Source organism: Chlorobaculum thiosulfatiphilum (assembly GCF_006265165.1).
In the GTDB taxonomy this organism is placed as follows: domain Bacteria; phylum Bacteroidota; class Chlorobiia; order Chlorobiales; family Chlorobiaceae; genus Chlorobaculum; species Chlorobaculum thiosulfatiphilum.
In genome coordinates, this window is the sequence record NZ_VDCH01000022.1 from 25,507 (window position 1) to 41,421 (window position 15,915).

18 protein-coding genes, 1 tRNA gene and 1 pseudogene are annotated in these 15,915 nt (G+C 57.9%); 11 read left to right on the forward strand and 9 right to left on the reverse strand.

Translation table 11 applies throughout. The features are described from left to right. Window positions 1–10: 10 nt before the first annotated feature. Entirely contained in the window at window positions 11–229 is a 219-nt protein-coding gene (locus tag FGF66_RS12675) for a hypothetical protein (RefSeq protein WP_170181316.1), read from the reverse strand. 51 nt (window positions 230–280) lie between these two features. Between FGF66_RS12675 and FGF66_RS09550 the strand changes: the two genes are divergently transcribed. Next, window positions 281–1,450 carry a nucleotide sugar dehydrogenase gene (locus FGF66_RS09550; RefSeq protein ID WP_139457419.1) on the forward strand — a complete coding sequence of 390 codons (1,170 nt, stop codon included), beginning with the start codon at window positions 281–283 and terminating at the stop codon, window positions 1,448–1,450. A 225-nt stretch (window positions 1,451–1,675) separates the two neighbouring features. Here FGF66_RS09550 and purF read toward each other — a convergent pair whose 3' ends face one another. Beyond that, window positions 1,676–3,169: an amidophosphoribosyltransferase gene (gene purF, locus FGF66_RS09555; protein ID WP_139457420.1), complete on the reverse strand. Its 1,494-nt coding sequence runs from the start codon at window positions 3,167–3,169 to the stop codon at window positions 1,676–1,678. A 263-nt stretch (window positions 3,170–3,432) separates the two neighbouring features. On the opposite strand from purF, the gene FGF66_RS09560 reads away from it, so the two are divergent. Then, window positions 3,433–3,960 carry a hypothetical protein gene (locus FGF66_RS09560; protein ID WP_139457421.1) on the forward strand — a complete coding sequence of 176 codons (528 nt, stop codon included), beginning with the start codon at window positions 3,433–3,435 and terminating at the stop codon, window positions 3,958–3,960. A 71-nt stretch (window positions 3,961–4,031) separates the two neighbouring features. On the opposite strand, the gene FGF66_RS09565 is transcribed toward FGF66_RS09560, so the two are convergent. After that, window positions 4,032–4,104 (reverse strand) — tRNA-Ala (locus FGF66_RS09565). A 100-nt stretch (window positions 4,105–4,204) separates the two neighbouring features. On the opposite strand from FGF66_RS09565, the gene FGF66_RS09570 reads away from it, so the two are divergent. Further along, window positions 4,205–5,077 carry a cell division protein FtsX gene (locus tag FGF66_RS09570; RefSeq protein WP_170181317.1) on the forward strand — a complete coding sequence of 291 codons (873 nt, stop codon included), beginning with the start codon at window positions 4,205–4,207 and terminating at the stop codon, window positions 5,075–5,077. A gap of 25 nt (window positions 5,078–5,102) precedes the next feature. Here the strand turns inward: FGF66_RS09570 and nfo are convergent, their stop codons facing one another. From nfo to purN, 4 genes are all read right to left on the reverse strand, one after another. Further along, window positions 5,103–5,948 carry a deoxyribonuclease IV gene (gene nfo / locus FGF66_RS09575; protein ID WP_139457422.1) on the reverse strand — a complete coding sequence of 282 codons (846 nt, stop codon included), beginning with the start codon at window positions 5,946–5,948 and terminating at the stop codon, window positions 5,103–5,105. 64 nt (window positions 5,949–6,012) lie between these two features. Then, a complete protein-coding gene (locus FGF66_RS09580) occupies window positions 6,013–6,999 on the reverse strand; it encodes a glycosyltransferase family 2 protein (RefSeq protein WP_139457423.1) in 987 nt (328 codons plus the stop codon). Continuing rightward, window positions 7,000–7,662 carry a radical SAM protein gene (locus FGF66_RS09585; protein ID WP_139457424.1) on the reverse strand — a complete coding sequence of 221 codons (663 nt, stop codon included), beginning with the start codon at window positions 7,660–7,662 and terminating at the stop codon, window positions 7,000–7,002. After that, a complete protein-coding gene (gene purN, locus FGF66_RS09590; RefSeq protein ID WP_139457425.1) occupies window positions 7,659–8,258 on the reverse strand; it encodes a phosphoribosylglycinamide formyltransferase in 600 nt (199 codons plus the stop codon). The genes FGF66_RS09585 and purN overlap by 4 nt, the downstream gene beginning before the upstream one ends. A gap of 156 nt (window positions 8,259–8,414) precedes the next feature. On the opposite strand from purN, the gene purH reads away from it, so the two are divergent. The 5 genes from purH to FGF66_RS09615 all read left to right on the forward strand — a co-directional run bounded on the left by purH (window position 8,415) and on the right by FGF66_RS09615 (window position 11,486). Beyond that, window positions 8,415–9,986: a bifunctional phosphoribosylaminoimidazolecarboxamide formyltransferase/IMP cyclohydrolase gene (purH, locus tag FGF66_RS09595; RefSeq protein ID WP_139457426.1), complete on the forward strand. Its 1,572-nt coding sequence runs from the start codon at window positions 8,415–8,417 to the stop codon at window positions 9,984–9,986. Between the two features lie 153 nt (window positions 9,987–10,139). Continuing rightward, window positions 10,140–10,379 carry a DUF4160 domain-containing protein gene (locus FGF66_RS09600; protein WP_139457427.1) on the forward strand — a complete coding sequence of 80 codons (240 nt, stop codon included), beginning with the start codon at window positions 10,140–10,142 and terminating at the stop codon, window positions 10,377–10,379. Further along, window positions 10,339–10,614, forward strand: coding sequence for a DUF2442 domain-containing protein (locus FGF66_RS09605; protein WP_139457428.1), 276 nt, complete (start codon window positions 10,339–10,341; stop codon window positions 10,612–10,614). The genes FGF66_RS09600 and FGF66_RS09605 overlap by 41 nt, the downstream gene beginning before the upstream one ends. A 28-nt stretch (window positions 10,615–10,642) precedes the next feature. Then, window positions 10,643–10,861 (forward strand): DUF2283 domain-containing protein, encoded by a 219-nt coding sequence (locus tag FGF66_RS09610; RefSeq protein WP_139457429.1) that lies wholly within the window; start codon window positions 10,643–10,645, stop codon window positions 10,859–10,861. 142 nt (window positions 10,862–11,003) lie between these two features. Further along, window positions 11,004–11,486: a type II toxin-antitoxin system VapC family toxin gene (locus tag FGF66_RS09615; protein WP_139457430.1), complete on the forward strand. Its 483-nt coding sequence runs from the start codon at window positions 11,004–11,006 to the stop codon at window positions 11,484–11,486. Between the two features lie 18 nt (window positions 11,487–11,504). Here the strand turns inward: FGF66_RS09615 and FGF66_RS09620 are convergent, their stop codons facing one another. Together FGF66_RS09620 and queG are read right to left on the reverse strand one after the other, a co-directional pair. Next, the gene (locus tag FGF66_RS09620; protein ID WP_139457431.1) at window positions 11,505–11,990 is read right to left on the reverse strand and encodes a DUF456 domain-containing protein; all 486 of its coding nucleotides are present in this window, start codon (window positions 11,988–11,990) and stop codon (window positions 11,505–11,507) included. A gap of 6 nt (window positions 11,991–11,996) precedes the next feature. After that, window positions 11,997–12,932, reverse strand: coding sequence for a tRNA epoxyqueuosine(34) reductase QueG (queG, locus tag FGF66_RS09625; RefSeq protein ID WP_139457436.1), 936 nt, complete (start codon window positions 12,930–12,932; stop codon window positions 11,997–11,999). A gap of 103 nt (window positions 12,933–13,035) precedes the next feature. Here queG and FGF66_RS09630 point away from each other — a divergent pair, with 103 nt between their 5' ends. From FGF66_RS09630 to FGF66_RS13155, 3 genes and pseudogenes are all read left to right on the forward strand, one after another. Further along, entirely contained in the window at window positions 13,036–14,982 is a 1,947-nt protein-coding gene (locus tag FGF66_RS09630; protein WP_139457432.1) for an FAD-dependent oxidoreductase, read from the forward strand. A gap of 51 nt (window positions 14,983–15,033) precedes the next feature. Further along, window positions 15,034–15,480: a signal peptide prediction gene (locus tag FGF66_RS09635; RefSeq protein WP_139457433.1), complete on the forward strand. Its 447-nt coding sequence runs from the start codon at window positions 15,034–15,036 to the stop codon at window positions 15,478–15,480. A gap of 92 nt (window positions 15,481–15,572) precedes the next feature. Further along, a pseudogene (locus tag FGF66_RS13155) lies at window positions 15,573–15,713 on the forward strand (type II toxin-antitoxin system prevent-host-death family antitoxin); the annotation flags it as partial. Window positions 15,714–15,915: the final 202 nt, after the last annotated feature.

Consider the following 15,915-nt stretch of genomic DNA (forward strand, 5'->3'; position numbering starts at 1 on the left):
AAGGGCTGCCTCAAAAGGCGGCCCTTTCGCGTTGCTGGCTCGGCAGACGAAAGCGTTTATCTGATTGTTTTACTATCTGATTTCTTTTTCTCATCTTGACGGTTATTTTGCGTTTTATATATTCAAAGGCTGAGCTTGTGTGGTCTGGTGAAGTGATTTTTCGCATACTGATTGTTTCGTAACGGGTTATGCGTTTTGTCGTGAGTTTTTTCTGCTTCGTTGAGTCCATGCCGCCAAGACGGAAATTCCCAAGGACATACAATATTTATCCGCTTTTTTTATGAAAATAGCCATTGCCGGAACCGGTTACGTCGGTTTGTCTATCGCCTGCCTTTTAGCTCAGCATCATGAAGTTGTCGCGCTCGACATTGTTCCCGAGAAGGTCGAGCTTATCAACAACCGCAAGTCGCCGATTGTCGATGCCGAGATCGAGGATTTTCTGGCCCACAAATCCCTGAATCTCAGAGCGACGCTCGATAAAGAGGATGCTTATGCCGGTGCGGATTTTGTGGTGATAGCCACGCCGACCGACTATGATCCCGAGACCAACTACTTCAATACACGCACGGTCGAGTCGGTGATCCGCGATGTCATGGCGATCAATCCGGACGCCGTGATGGTCATCAAGTCAACCATTCCCGTGGGCTATACGGCCAAGACCCGCCAGGAGATGGGGTGCGACAATCTGCTCTTTTCGCCGGAGTTCCTGCGCGAGGGCAAGGCGCTGCACGACAACCTCTATCCGTCGCGCATCATCGTCGGCGAGCGCTCCAGGCGCGCTGAGACCTTCGCCAATCTTCTGCGCGAAGGGGCGATCAAACAGGATATTCCGGTATTGTTCACCGACAGCACGGAGGCCGAGGCGGTCAAGCTCTTTTCCAATACCTATCTCGCGATGAGGGTGGCCTACTTCAACGAGCTGGACACCTACGCCGCGACGCATGACCTCGATACGCGCCACATCATCGAAGGCGTGGGTCTCGATCCGCGAATCGGTTCGCACTACAACAATCCCTCGTTCGGCTATGGCGGTTACTGCCTGCCGAAAGACACCAAGCAGTTGCTTGCCAATTATCGAGAGGTGCCGCAGAACCTGATTCACGCCATCGTCGAGTCCAATACGACCCGCAAGGATTTCATCGCCGACAGCATCATCAAGCGGAGTCCGAAGGTGGTCGGCGTCTATCGCCTCATCATGAAAGCCGGGTCGGACAATTTCCGGGCGTCGAGCATTCAGGGTATCATGAAGCGCATCAAGGCCAAGGGCATCGAGGTGATCATTTATGAACCGGTGATGACCGAAGAGGTGTTTTACCACTCGCGGGTGCTCAACGATCTGGAGGCGTTCAAGCAGCAGTCGGACGTGATTATCGCCAACCGCAAGACGGCGGAACTTGAGGACGTCGCCAGCAAGGTATTCACCCGCGATCTGTTCGGCCATGATGCCTGATCGCCCTCTTCGGCAGTGGAGATGACCGTCGGGCTTTTGCGCGGCCGGGCGCGTGTCGGAGAACGATGAGGTGACTGACAAAAAAAGCAGCTCTGACTTACAGGCGATCAGGGCTGCTTTTTTTCATTCACTGATGAGTCCCCGTTCAAGCCAAAAACAGAAAAGCCATCCCGAACACTTCCGGGATGGCTTTGACATGTATCTGCTGACGAGACCGGGAGCGCTTCAGTCGTTCTCCTCCTTGTCGGTCGTGGCGTCGGTGATCGGGATCGGGTAATCTCCGCTGAAGCAGGCGGTGCAGTAGCTGCACTCTTCGCCTTCGAACGTTGGTACGCTGTTCAGCAGCCCCTGCATGGAGAGATATTTCAGCGAGTCCACGCCGATGTACTCCCTGATTTTTTCGACGTTGCCCAGCTCGTGCTCGGCATCGGCCAGCATGTGGGTGAGCAACTGGCGCTTGGTCGGGAAGTCCATGCCGTAGAAGCAGGGATTGGTGATCGGCGGCGAGCTGATGTGCAGATGGATTTCCGCGGGATTGGCCTCGCGCACCAGCTTGATAAGCATTTTGGCCGTCGTGCCGCGCACGATCGAGTCATCGACCAGAATGATCGGTCGTCCCTGCATGACGCCGCGCACGATGTTGTATTTGGAGCGAACCTTGATTTCGCGGCTCTGAATGCCCGGCTGTATGAAGGTGCGCCCGACGTAGTGGTTGCGGATGAGGCCGTGCTCGAAGCGCGCCGGTTTGCCGAGCTTGTTGCTCTCGCGCACGAAGCCGAGGGCGGCGGTGTTCGAGGAGTCGGGAACGCTGACCACGGCCAGCTCCTTTTCTTTATCCTTGCGCTCGACGGTCGATTCCCGCGCGAGGTTCTTGCCGAGGTTCCGGCGCACCTTGTCCACCGAGTTCCGGAAAATGAAGCTGTCGGGGCGGGCGAAATAGACATACTCGAAAATGCAGCGGGCCTTGCGTTCCACGGGCGGCAGGTAAAGCGAGACCGGCTTTTCGTTCTCCACCGAGAGATGGTCGATCAGCAAAATTTCGCCCGGCGCGATGTCGCGGATATACTCGGCCTTGATGATGTCGAACGCGCAGGTTTCGCTCGCCACGACGTAGGCCATCTCGCCGGTCGCCGGGTCGATCTTCTTGCCGAGAGCCAGCGGGCGGACGCCGTACGGATCGCGGGCGGCGATCATCTGGTTGTTGGCCAGAATGACGATCGAAAACGCGCCCTCGACCTGCCGCAACGCATCGTAAATCTGGTGGAGCGGCTCCTTTTCCTTGCTTCTGGCCGCCAGATGCGGAATGATTTCGGTGTCCGAAGATGCCTGGAAAATGACTCCCTGCTCGGTCAGCTCCTTGCGAAGCGCTCTCGAATTGGTGAGGTTTCCGTTATGGGCGATGGCGAGGCTGCCGGAGCGATAGGTGAGGGAGAAGGGCTGGATGTTGTTGTTGGATTTCGAGGCACCGGTGGTGGAGTAGCGGTTGTGGCCGATGGCTGCGTAGCCGCTCAGGTTCTCGAAAATTTGCTCATCTCTGAACACTTCCGAGACCAGGCCCGGTCCCTTGTGCTGTTTGAACAGCGTTTTCTTCTTGGCTTTATTGTATTCAGCTACCACGATACCGGCGGCTTCCTGCCCTCTGTGTTGGAGCGAGTAGAGACCGTAAAAGGTATCTTCGGCGGGAGTTTTTGAATTAAAAACGCCGAAAACTCCGCACATATCATTGAAATCTTGAGATTGTGTAAAATAACGTCGCCTTTGAAAGGCAGGTGAAGCTAATATATCAAGGTCGGAATTAAAAACAATCAGAAAGGCAAAACCGTTCGCCTCCGCTTTTTCACCGCCTCAGTTTTCAGGAGTCGCTCCTTTCGGAAGCGTAGCATTATTTTTTAAGATGTTCTTCTGTAAGGAATTGAATGGCTGGTCGCACCGTTTGTGTCCATGGATGTAATCAACCGCAAAATCACTCAAAGCGACTCATAATGAAAGCTGCAACAAAAAAGTCTGCGCCTCAGTCGGTATGGACCTGGATTCTGATCACCCTGCTTTGGGGAAGCGTTTTCTTTTTTACCTCGACCTGGATGCTCGGCAAGGCTTCCGCTTGGCTCGATGCCAGCGGTTTTCGTCCGGATCGCGCTGAAACCATCAGCGTTTACCTGCTGTACGCGCCGCTGCTGATTGTGATCGCGCTCGTGGCGATGGCCGTGAAGAACCGGCTCGATCCCGGTTCGCAGAAGCAGCTTGAACGGCAGAAGGCGGTCAAAGAGGGGAGGCGCGAGCGCTATTTTGTCTCTTTCGCGGGCGGCATTGCGAGCAGCTTTCTGTTCACCGTGCTGACGGCGAGCGCTCATCTTGCGGCGGCTCCGGTCACCGGCGCGTCCGTCAGGCTGAACGTGGCGACGGTAGCGGTAGCGGGCGTACTGAACATCGCCGCCGGCCTCGGAGCCTCTCTGTTTGTGGGAATGATCTTTCTCGTTTCAGGTGTCGGCCGGAAGCCGAAGCGCGACTGAGCGTGGGAGCTGAAAAGCCAAAAATGAAAAAAGCGCAGGGGGAGGTTGCGCTTCTTTCATTTTATATTTTGTGGAGCTAAGGAGACTCGAACTCCTGACCCTTTGCATGCCATGCAAATGCTCTACCAACTGAGCTATAGCCCCATCGTGATGGCCTAATTATCCGAAAAAAAAGTTAGATTTCCAACAGCTTTTTTTGAATCTTCGAGATAAAATTTTCAGAAGCTGAATACACACTGACGTTATGAGTCTGCTTTACAGTATAAAAGAGGGGTTTGCGGGGATTGGCCGGGCCAAGCTTCCGGCAAGCGTGACCATCGCCACCGGGTTCTTTTCGTTACTGTTGCTCGGGCTGTTCGGGACGGTCTCCTTCAGCTTTTACCAGTTGATCCACGAGGTGCGCTCGCGCGTGGAGCTGGAGGTTTTTCTCGATGACCGGATCAGCGACCTTCAGGCCGATTCGCTCAACGCACGGATGCAGTCGATTGCCGGGGTCGCGGGAACCCGCTTCATTTCGCGCACCGAAGCTGCTTCACGGTTTGCCAGCGATTTCGGTGCGGATGTCGTGGGCATTCTCGGCACGAATCCGCTGCCGCGCTCCGTCGAGGTGAGCGTTCAGCAGGGATACACCGCTCCGGACAGCATTGCACACATCGAGAAGCAGATTGCGGCGCTCGGCGGAGGACTCGACATTCGCTACAACAAGGAGTATCTGAGAGGCGTCGAACGGAACGCGCGACTGTTCACGCTCATCACTGCCGGAGTCGGTGGGGTGATCGCCCTGGCGACCATCATTCTGAACGCCTTCACCGTGCGGCTCGCCATGTACGCCCGCCGCGACAAGATCAAGACCATGCGGCTGGTTGGCGCGACCCGCAGGTTCATCAGCGCGCCGTTCCTCTTCGAGGGAATCATTCAGGGGCTGGTGTCGGGTGGACTGGCCGCGCTCGGCCTCTGGCTCGTCTTCGAGCAGGCGCTTCTGCGCTACGAACCGGCGATCTACCAGATTCTGCACCCTTCGACTACCGTGATCTATCCGGCGCTTGTCGCGCTCGGCATCGCGCTGGGCTTTTTCGGCAGCGCCTGGTCGGTTGCGCGGTTCCTGCGAAAGGCTTGAAAGAAAAGGCCGACAGAGCCGGATTTTACGCTTCCGTGAAGCTGTAAAGCATTGCGATTTCCTCCGCCCAGCCATCGGCGTTGGGTGTTTCGAGAATCAGTGGAATCTCCTCCAGCGCCGGATGGCGCATGATGTGGGCGAAGGCGTCGATGCCGATCATTCCTTTGCCGAGGCACTCGTGCCGGTCAACCTTGCTGCCGAGCTTCTGCTTGGCGTCGTTCAGATGCATTCCCCGCAAATACGAAATTCCCACTACGCGGTCGAACTCCGCGAGCGTCGCGTCGAACGCTTCGGACGTGCGCAGATCGTAGCCGCTGGCGAAGAGGTGGCAGGTGTCGAGGCAGACGCCGACGCGCGATTTGTCCTCGACCAGCTCGATGATTCGCGCCAGATGCTCGAAGCGCCAGCCGAGATTACTGCCTTGCCCCGCCGTGTTTTCGATCACCGCCGTCACGCCCGCCGTCGCGTCGAGCGAGCGGTTCACCGACTCGGCGATGGTCGCGAGACACGCATCCTCGCCGGTCAGATTGAGGTGGCTGCCGGGGTGGAAGTTCAGCATCGCGAGGCCAAGCGCTTCCGAGCGTTGCATCTCGGTGATGAACGCCTGACGCGACTTTTCGAGCTTGTCGGCTTCGGGAGCGCCGAGGTTGATGAGGTAGCTGTCGTGCGGCAGAATGTGGCCGGGCAGGAATCCCGCCTCCTCGCAGTGGAGCCGGAATGCCTCGATCGAGGCCGCCGTGAGCGGCGCGGAGTGCCACTGGCGCTGGTTGCGGGTGAACATGGCGAACGCTTTCGCGCCGATCTTTCGAGCGTTCAGCGGGGCGTTCTCGACGCCTCCGGCAATACTGACATGGGCGCCGACCCGTTTCATACTATTCTGGTTTGGAGGTTTTCGTGAATCGAGCATACCGTAACGGCGATCCGCCGCCGGGAGTTCAGTCGCTCAGTTTGTCGATGATCTCGTCCGGGAGGTTTTCCGTCCGGCGGATCGACCAGCCGCCCTGGCGTGTCGTGCGGGTCGAAAGCAGCTCGCCGACCAGACCGGTCGAGAAGAACTGTACGCCGAGGATAATCAGCAGGATACCGAGGAACAGAATCGGCCGGTTGCCAGCCGGTTTGTCGAACATATACTTTTCGATGGTGACGTAGAGGCTGATGCAGAAGCCGAAGAAAAAGCTGCCGAGGCTCATCATGCCGAAAAAGTGCATCGGGCGTTTCAGATAGCGGGTGATGAACATGACCGACAGGAAATCGAACAGCCCGGCAAAAAATCGCGCCACGCCGTATTTGCTCGTGCCGTATTTACGGGCGTGGTGCCGGACGGGAATTTCCGTCACGCGGAATCCCTTCCACTGCGCCAGCACCGGAATGTAGCGGTGCATCTCGCCGTGCAGGTCGAGCGCCGAGGCCAGCTCGCGACTATAAGCTTTCAGGCCGCAGTTGAAGTCGTGCAGCGCAATGCCGCTGAACAGGCGCGTCGTCAGGTTGAAGAGCTTTGACGGCACGGTTTTGCTGACGGGATCGTTCCGTTCCCGCTTCCACCCGCTCACGAGGTCGTAGCCTTCGCGGATTTTCATCACGAGCGGCGCGATCTCCGTCGGATCGTCCTGCATGTCGGCGTCGATCGTCACCACCACTTCGCCCGACGCCGCGCGGAATCCCGCCGAGAGCGCCTCGGTCTTGCCGTAATTCCGCCGGAACGAGACGAGGCGTAGTTCCGGTCTCCCGGCCATCAACTCGCCGATCAGCAAGTCGGAGCCATCGGTCGAACCGTCATCGACCATGATGACCTCGAAGCTGAACGGAGCCTCAAAGCATCGCCTCAGTTCAGCACTCGCGAGCGCCGCGAACAGGCTGTCGCAGAACTCTGGCAGCGACTCCTGCTCGTTGTAGAGCGGCACGATGACGGAGAGGCTGGTCACTTACACCCCTCGCGCATCGGGTTGCCAGATGTACTTGTGCAACTGGAGCTGCATCCGCACGGGGAGCCGGTCGCGCAGAATCCACTCGGCGAGCAGGCGCGGTTCGAGATGGCCGAAGACCGGGCCGAAAATGATCGAGCACTTGCCGGGAAGGCCGTGTCCGGCGATGTACGATTTCGCCCATTCGTAATCTTCGCGCGAGGCCACGACGATCTTGAACTCGAAGCGTTCCGGCGTGTCGAGGGCGAGGGCGAAGTTCGTGGCGCAATTCTCTGCCGCGACTCCCGACGACGGCGCTTTGATGTCGATGATCGCGTGAACGCGCGGATCGACGCGCTCGACCGGCAGAAAGCCGCCGGTTTCGAGTAGCACCACCGGATGCCGGTCGCAAAGTTCGGAGAGCAGCTCGAACGCGCCGGGCTGGAGCAGCGGTTCGCCGCCGGTCACTTCGATGCACGGCGCGTCGAACGCCAGCGCACGGCGCACGATCTGTTCGACCGTCATCACCGTACCCGCCTCTTTGGCGTAGGCCGTGTCGCAGTAGCGGCAGCCGTGGCCGCATCCGGCCAGGCGCACGAAGGCGCACGGCCATCCGGCCAGTGAGGACTCGCCCTGGATCGAATGGAAAATTTCGCTGACGCGGAGGGTCGTTTCCGTGCTCATGACTCTCCGGCGAGCAGTTTTTCGAGCGCGTCGGGATAGAGGCGGTGTTCGCAGCGCAGCACCCGTTTGGCCAGCGTTTCGGGCGTGTCGCCCGCCAGCACCGGCACGTGGTTCTGCATGATGATGCGTCCCTTGTCGTACTCCTCGTTGACGAAGTGCACCGTCGCGCCGCTCCGGTTCTCGCCCGACGCGATCACCGCTTCGTGCACACGCATTCCGTACATGCCGTGCCCGCCGAACTGCGGGAGCAGCGAGGGATGGATGTTCACGATCTTGTCCGGATAAGCAGCGATCACTTCGTCCGGAACCTTGCGCAAGTAACCGGCCAGCAAAATCATGTCGATCCGGCGCTCCCGGAGCGCATCCAGCATCGCGCGGGCGAAATCGCCTTGCGTGGCGAACTGCTTTTCGGAAAGGAGCATTGTTTCGATGCCGTACTCTCTGGCGAAATCCACCGCGCCGCACTGCAAGCGGTTCGACAGGCAGAGCACGATTTCGGCGGGCAGCTCGCGCTCGATGATGGCGTGGAACAGCGCCTTGAAATTGGTGCCCGTTCCCGAGCAGAAGACCGCCAGTCGTTTTTTGTTGTCACTCATACAGATCGCGTACAAAGGATTTCGTGAAGTTCCTCTAATATGCACCTGCGCTCAACGTTTTTCAAGCCGGAAACCGGGGGCGGAAATTTATCTCGCGGATTTTCGTAAATTCCCGCTTCCCGAAATGATCCGTAACGTAAATCCAACTCTTTGCTCATGTCCGATCCTGTCATCAAGCGGGCGCTCGTTTCCGTTTCCGACAAAACCGGCATCGTCGATTTCTGCCGCGAACTGGCGTCGATGGGTGTCGAAATCTTCTCGACCGGCGGTACGCTGAAATCGCTTCAGGATGCTGGTATCGCCGCCGCATCCATCTCCACCATCACCGGTTTTCCGGAGATCATGGACGGCAGGGTCAAGACGCTTCACCCGAAAATCCACGGCGGCCTGCTCGCCGTGCGCCAGAACCCCGGGCACCAGCAGGCGGCGCGGGAGAACGGCATCGGGTTCATCGACCTCGTGGCGGTGAACCTCTATCCCTTCGAGGCGACCATCGCCAAGGCGGACGTGACCTTCGAGGAGGCCATCGAGAACATCGACATCGGCGGCCCGTCGATGCTGCGCAGCGCGGCCAAGAACAACGAGTCGGTCACGGTGCTCACCGATGCCGCCGACTACGCGACCGTGCTTGCCGAGATGCAGTCGAACGGCGGCGCGACCACGCGGGCCACGCGCCTGACGCTCGCCGCCAAGGTCTATGCGCTCACCTCGCGCTACGACACGGCCATCGCAGCCTACATGGCGAAGGCTGCCGGAATCGAGGGCGCTGGTGACACGATGACCGTCCGGCTCGAAAAAGAGCTGGGGATGCGCTACGGCGAGAACCCGCACCAGAGCGCCGGACTCTACAAAATGGACGATGGCAACGGTGTGCGCTCGTTTGGCGCGATTTTCGAGAAGCTGCACGGTAAAGAGTTGTCGTACAACAACATGCTCGACATTGCGGCGGCAAGCGGCATCGTCGAGGAGTTCCGTGGCGAGGAGCCGTCGGTGGTGATCGTCAAGCACACCAACCCGTGCGGCGTCGCGCAGGCCCCGACGCTCTGCGAAGCCTGGCGCAAGGCCTTCTCGACCGACACGCAGGCCCCGTTCGGCGGCATCATTGCCTTTAACCGCCCGCTCGACATGGAGACGGCGAGCGCGGTCAACGAAATTTTCACCGAAATCCTCATCGCTCCGGCTTTCGAGGAGGGGGTGCTCGACCTGCTCATGAAGAAGAAGGATCGTCGTCTGGTGCTCCAGAAACAGCCGCTGCCGAAAGCAGGGTGGGAGTTCAAGTCCACGCCGTTCGGGATGCTCGTGCAGGAGCGCGACAGCAAGATGGTCGCCCCCGAAGAGCTGAAGGTGGTCACGAAGCGCCAGCCGACCTCGGAGGAGCTGGCTGACCTGATGTTTGCCTGGAAGATTTGTCGGCACATCAAGTCCAACACGATCCTCTACGTCAAGAACCGCCAGACCTTCGGTGTGGGCGCAGGCCAGATGTCGCGCGTCGATTCCTCGAAGATCGCCCGCTGGAAAGCCTCGGAAGTGGGCCTTGACCTGAAGGGATCGGTCGTCGCCTCGGACGCCTTCTTCCCGTTCGCCGACGGCTTGCTGGCCGCTGCCGAAGCAGGCGTAACCGCCGTTATCCAGCCCGGAGGCTCGATCCGCGACAACGAAGTCATCGAAGCCGCCGACGCCAACAACCTGGCAATGGTCTTCACCGGGATGCGGCACTTCAAGCACTGAGGTAGGCGAGAGGACATAGAGCTGCAAAGGCAGCAGGGACAGGGCGATGCGCGTTGTCCCTGCTGCCTTTTTTGGCTTTTGGTGCGGGAGTATAGGGGGATTGTTATATTATATTGTTCTGTGATCAGGAAATCCAAAGCTGGCGGAGAGAGTATGAGTCCAACCGTGTTTTGTGAACAGGGATTTCGCTTTTTCTTCTTTTCGCGTGAAGAGAGCCGAATGCATGTGCATGTAATTTCGGGAGACGGCGAGGCGAAATACTGGCTTGAACCTGAGCTTGAACTTGCAAAAAATCATGGATATTCCAGAATTCAGTTGAAGCAAATTGAATCAATAGTGGAGGCGCATAGCGATGAACTTGCTAAAGCATGGAGAAAGCATTTCAGAAGTTGAGGTATCGAACATATCGCAATACGGCATTTGGCTTCTTGCTCACGGGAAAGAGCTGTTTCTTTCCTATGCTGATTTCCCGTGGTTCAGGGATCAAACGGTAAAATCGATTCTCAATGTCGAAGAACAATCGCCTGGTCATTTTTATTGGCCTGATTTGGATGTTGATTTAACTGAGGAAATTATAGAACATCCGGAACGCTTTCCGCTTGTTTCAGATGTGCGGGTGACGAGTTGATAATAATTGAATGCAGTGGATTTAAAGAATGAAAATCAGCTACTATCCAGACACCGACTCGCTTTACATCGATCTTTCGGAGCAACCGAGTGTCGAGAGCCGCGAAGTTTCCGAGGGCATCGTTTTGGACTACGATGCAGAAGGGCGACTCACAGGTATTGACATCGATAATGCGAGCAAGAAGGTCAATCTCAAAACGCTGACGCTGAACAAGCTTCCGTCAGATGGTCAGATTTTCGCGGCATAGATGGGGATAAATTATCCCTACAGGGCGGTGAACTGATGGGGAAAGGGTATGTGTTGAATTTTATATAATAAACATTCAAGGAATTAGTTGCTAATATATAATTCTTTTTCATTCTCTGAATCAAAAAAGCTTTTACTGAAAGATGAGTAAAAATATTAAAAAATTTGTCTGGGATACATCGGCAATAATAAATATAAAAGATCCAGATATAAACTGTTATTCGCCTGCGTATAGCTTGATGAAAGATTTATCAGATGGCTGGATTTCTGGGCCTTATCAAAACATATTTCCAAGTATAGCGATATTTGAGGTGTCGGCATCGGTTTCACGAATGCATCGGGAGGGCAAGTCAATACTTCGAGAATTTTATTTGATGGATGAAAATGCGGTGATATATGATGTCGATAAGTCTTTGATTCAGAAAAGCCGCGAATTATACACGAAGCCGGGATTCGATCGTCTTAGAGGAGCTGATCTTATTTTTGCTTGCATTGCAGCAATTGAAAACGCATACTTGATTACTCTGGATAAAGCATTTAAACAGAATATATCAGATTCTGTAGCTGTAATTGATCTTAATGACAGTAAGCAAAGTGCTAAATACAGAGATATTTTAGTTGATTGATTCCATTCTGCTTTCCCCTCACACAAACCTCGCCAGCAGAAACACCCCGACCATAACGAACGCCACGGCGATACGGGCGGCGATGCCGATCGCCATGCCGATCCAGACTCCGAGACCCGCGGTGCTGGCGGATTGGAGGTCTTTGTTGGCGTAGAGTTCGCCGATGACGGCTCCGAGGAAGGGGCCGATGATGATTCCTGGCAGGCTGAAAAGGAGGCCGATGACGGTGCCGATTGCTGCGCCCATCACGCCGTATTTGCCTGCACCGAAACGCTTTGCGCCGAGCAGTCCGGCGAGGAAATCGATGATATACGCCGCCACGGTGAGCGCGGCGAGGATCGAGATCGTGCCCCAGCCGACGTAGGCAAAGCCTTCCGCCCAGGCAGCGAAAACAAGTCCCGCGAAGATAAGCAGCACTCCCGGCAGCGCTGGCAGCAGCAGGCCGGCGAAGCCGGTGATAAGCATGATTGCGGAGATTATCCAGAGGATGGTGGTGGTGTCCATGATGAGCTATTGTTTGTTGGTTCTTTCGAGCGCGGCTCTCGCATTGCGTTTCAGGCGCTTCAAGCCGAGGCGCAGGGGCGGGGTTCCGGCGAAGAGTTTGCGGAATTGCGAGCCGGTCAGCGCCAGAATTTCGGCGGCGCTGAGGTTTGCCAATTCATCTTTCGGTTCGAAGCCGGGGTATGTCGTCGGCTCGGCGCTTGCGTTGTGCGGGCAGGCGTCGATGCAGCGGTCGCAACCGTAGAGCCAGCCATCCGTCGTCGCCGCCTCTTCCTCCGTGAAGTCGCGTTTCAGCTCGATGGTGAGGTACGAAATGCAGCGCTGGGCGTCGAGCTTGCCGGGGGCCGCGAGCGCTCCGGTGGGGCAGGCGTCGAGGCAGGCGGTGCAGTCGCCGCACGGGTTCCAGTCGAGCGGCGCGTCGGGTTCGAGTTCGATGTCGAGCAGCAGTTCGCCGAGGAACACGCGCGAGCCGTGGCCGGGCGCGATGAGCAGGGTGTTCCTGCCGGCGCGCCCGATTCCGGCGGCTTCGGCCCACGCTTTTTCGAGTACCGGCGAGCTGTCCACGCACGCGCGCGCGTTGACCGGTCGCTCGCTGATCGACCGGATGAAGTCGAGCAGCGCTGTCAGCAACTCGCCGACTACGCGGTGGTAGTCCGGAATGACGGCGTATCCTGAGATTCCTCCAGCCGTTGCGGGCGCTGGCCACGGCAGGGCGACGGAGAGCACGGTTTTGAGGTCGGGCAGGAGCAGCTCCGGATTGGCGCGAGCTTCGAGGCCGGTTTCGAGGTAGCCCATCTCGCCATGCCGCCCCTCGGCGAGCATCTGCCGGTACTCCTCCAGCGCCCCGGAAAGCGGCTTGGCGGCGGCGAATCCGGCGGCGCAGAAGCCGAGGTCGAGGGCTTTTCGCCGGATCGCCTCTTTCAGGCCGGATGGCGTTTCGGGCATCGTTGAGTTCTTCGCGGTTGCGTTAGCCTGCATTTATGCTTAAATATAAGAGTCACCTTCACGTAGTTGTTCCGAAACGACTCGAACCGCCACCAATTTCTCCATGCAGCGACGCGAATTTTTTCAGCATCTCCTCAAACGCGCCGGTATCGGGGCAGGCGCTCTGACAGCCGCAACCGCCGGTTTTGTCGGCTATTATCAACCCCGCAAGGAGTTTTTCGACACCTCCGGCAAGAACAACGCGGAGCTGCCCGAAACGCTGACGACGCCGAAAAAGGCCGTCGTGATTGGCGGCGGCCTGGCCGGAATCAGCTCGGCGCTCGAACTGGCCCGCCGGAACTTCGAGGTGACGCTGGTCGAGGCCTCTCCGTCGCTCGGCGGCAAGCTGACCGGCTGGCCGATCGACGCGCTCGGCGAGCGCTTTCCGGTGGAGCACGGTTTTCACGGCTTTTTCGACCAGTACTACAACCTGAACGAAATGTTCGCCTCAGCGGGCATCGGCAGCGAGATGTTCACCGCCTCGCCAGGCTATCCGATCATCTTCAGCGACAAGCAGGTCGAGGTATTTGGCCAGACGTCCAAGTGGTTTCCGCTCAACATCGTCTCGGTGGTGGAACAATCCAAACGGCTCGACATTGCCTCGTTCCTGAAGGAGTTTCCCGGTCTGTGGCCGGTGATCAGCATGTTCCGCTACCAGTACGACCGCACCTTCCGCGACTGGGACAGCATCGATTTTATGACCTACTGCCGCCGGGGCGATGTGCTTCCGGCTTTCATCGACACGGTGCTGCACCCCTTCTCCGACGCCACGATGAACCGCATGGAGGTGCTCTCCGCCGCCGAGGCGATGCGCTATTTTCACTTCTACTTCATGGGCAGCCCGGAGGGATTGTCGTTTAAAATCACCACGCGCGACTGCATGACCGCCCTCATCGATCCGCTGGAGCGCAAGCTGAAAGCGATGGGCGTACGGGTGCTTAAAGGGCAAAAGGCGCGGAACCTCGCGATGCAGGGCGGCAAAGTCACGGCGGTGCGTCTCGCTGGCGTGGGAGCCGGTGGCGGCGTGGTGGTGGCGTCGATTCCGAAGAGCGACGTGCCCGAATCGGGATGGAAGCAGCACATGGCGGACGGCGGCATTCCCGTTGTGGTGGCGCGGCGGAATTCGGCGTGGGTCGCCTTCGATGGCCGCTGCACCCACATGGGTTGCCCGGTCGGCCCGGAGGCAGGCACGGAGGGCCTCTTCTGCCCCTGCCACGCCGGGCGCTTCGACGCCGACGGAGTGCCGGTCAGCGGCCCGCCGAAAGCGCCGCTCGCGAGGCTGAACGTGAGGGAAGAGGGCGAGATGCTCGTCGTCGAGCAGGCGTCGGCCGGCTCATCGCCGGTGGTCGTCGCCGACGAGGAGTTGCCGTGCGACTACTGCGTGCTGGCCTCGGACGTTCGCGGCGCTCGCGAGCTGATCGCGGGCAGCCAGCCCGGCAACGGCGACTTCGCCGGGCGCGTGGCCGCGCTTGGCGAGGCCGATCCCTACGTGGTGTGGCGTGTCTGGCTCGACCGGCCGGTTCCTTCGGCGGCGTACCCCTTTTACACCGTGTCGGGCTACACCTACACCGACTCGATCACCTTTTATTCGAGCTTCCAGCAGCCCTTCATCAGTTGGGCGAAGCGCACCGGCGGCTGCGTCGCGGAGCTGCACGCCTACGCCGTCGCGCCGCAAGACGTTCGCCCCGAGCCGGAGATTCGTGCCGCGATGCTGCGCGAGCTGCACGCCATGTTCCCGGAAACCCGCCAGGCGACGATCCGGCACGAACTCTTCATGATGCAGTCGAACTTCACCCGCTGGGCCCCCGGCGACCACGCCAAACGTCCCGGCGTCGAAACGCCTTACGCCAATCTCTATCTCGCGGGCGACTGGGTCAACACCAACGCCCCGGTTTTCCTGATGGAAGCCGCCGCCTTCACGGGCAGGCAAGCCGCCAACGCCATCGCCGCAAAAGAGTCGCTCCGCCAGACGCCGCTGCCGATTGTGCCGATGGACGGGATTTTTGCTTAAGCGCCTTGCGTTTGAGTAGGGAAACGTTTCGCCTGGAAAAGGAGGGGAGTAATGAAGCAGATTCTCTCGATTTTCGGTATTGGCACACGCTTTGCGCGCTTGGCGATGATTGCGTGGGCTTTTCCCTGTACAGTGCTTGCGCTTTTTCCCGGCTTGATTATCATTGCGTTCGGAGGCAATGTTCGCAGGGTTGATCACACCCTCGAAGTTGGTATTCGCAACGGTCAGGCCCAGGTGCCACGTTGGGTACACAAATGCCCGTTCGGGGCGATCACGCTTGGCCATGTCATTATCGGCCAGAGTTACGAAATGCTCGCTACCTTGCGTTCGCACGAGCAGGTGCATGTGAAGCAATATGAACGGTTTGGCCCCTTTTTCCTTCTTGCATATCCGATAGCGGGCTTTTGGGCGCTTGTTCGCGGCCGAAGTTTTTACGCAGGCAATGCCTTCGAGCTTCAGGCCGTCCGTGAATCGGGTAATAGCGGGAATTTGGTTTAAACTCGTCTTGATTGGGCGTACGTGATTGCGTAGTTTCATGATATGAAACGGAGGTAACGATGACAACAATGACCGTCAGCGAAGCGTAGTCGAATGGCATTCTGAGTTCCGAAGAGGACGGGAACTCGATACAGGAGATGCTGCATCTGCTGTCGATTCCAAGTATGCGCGAGTCGATCAAGGAGGGGATGGAAACTCCGATAGAAAACTGTTCCGAGGAGTTGCACTGGTGAGCTGGAGAGTTGTCAGATGCATAGTTATCAGTTTTCTGAAGAGGATTGGGGTGTACAAATTCCAAAAATGTGGACTCGTTATGAGTGAATCGTCAAACGGTTAGAGTTTGAAAAATGCCTGAAATGGGTCAGTGAGATAAAGTGTGTAAACGGTCATAGATTCCACTCATGAAACAAGGAGCAAAACTATGACCAGAAAGAA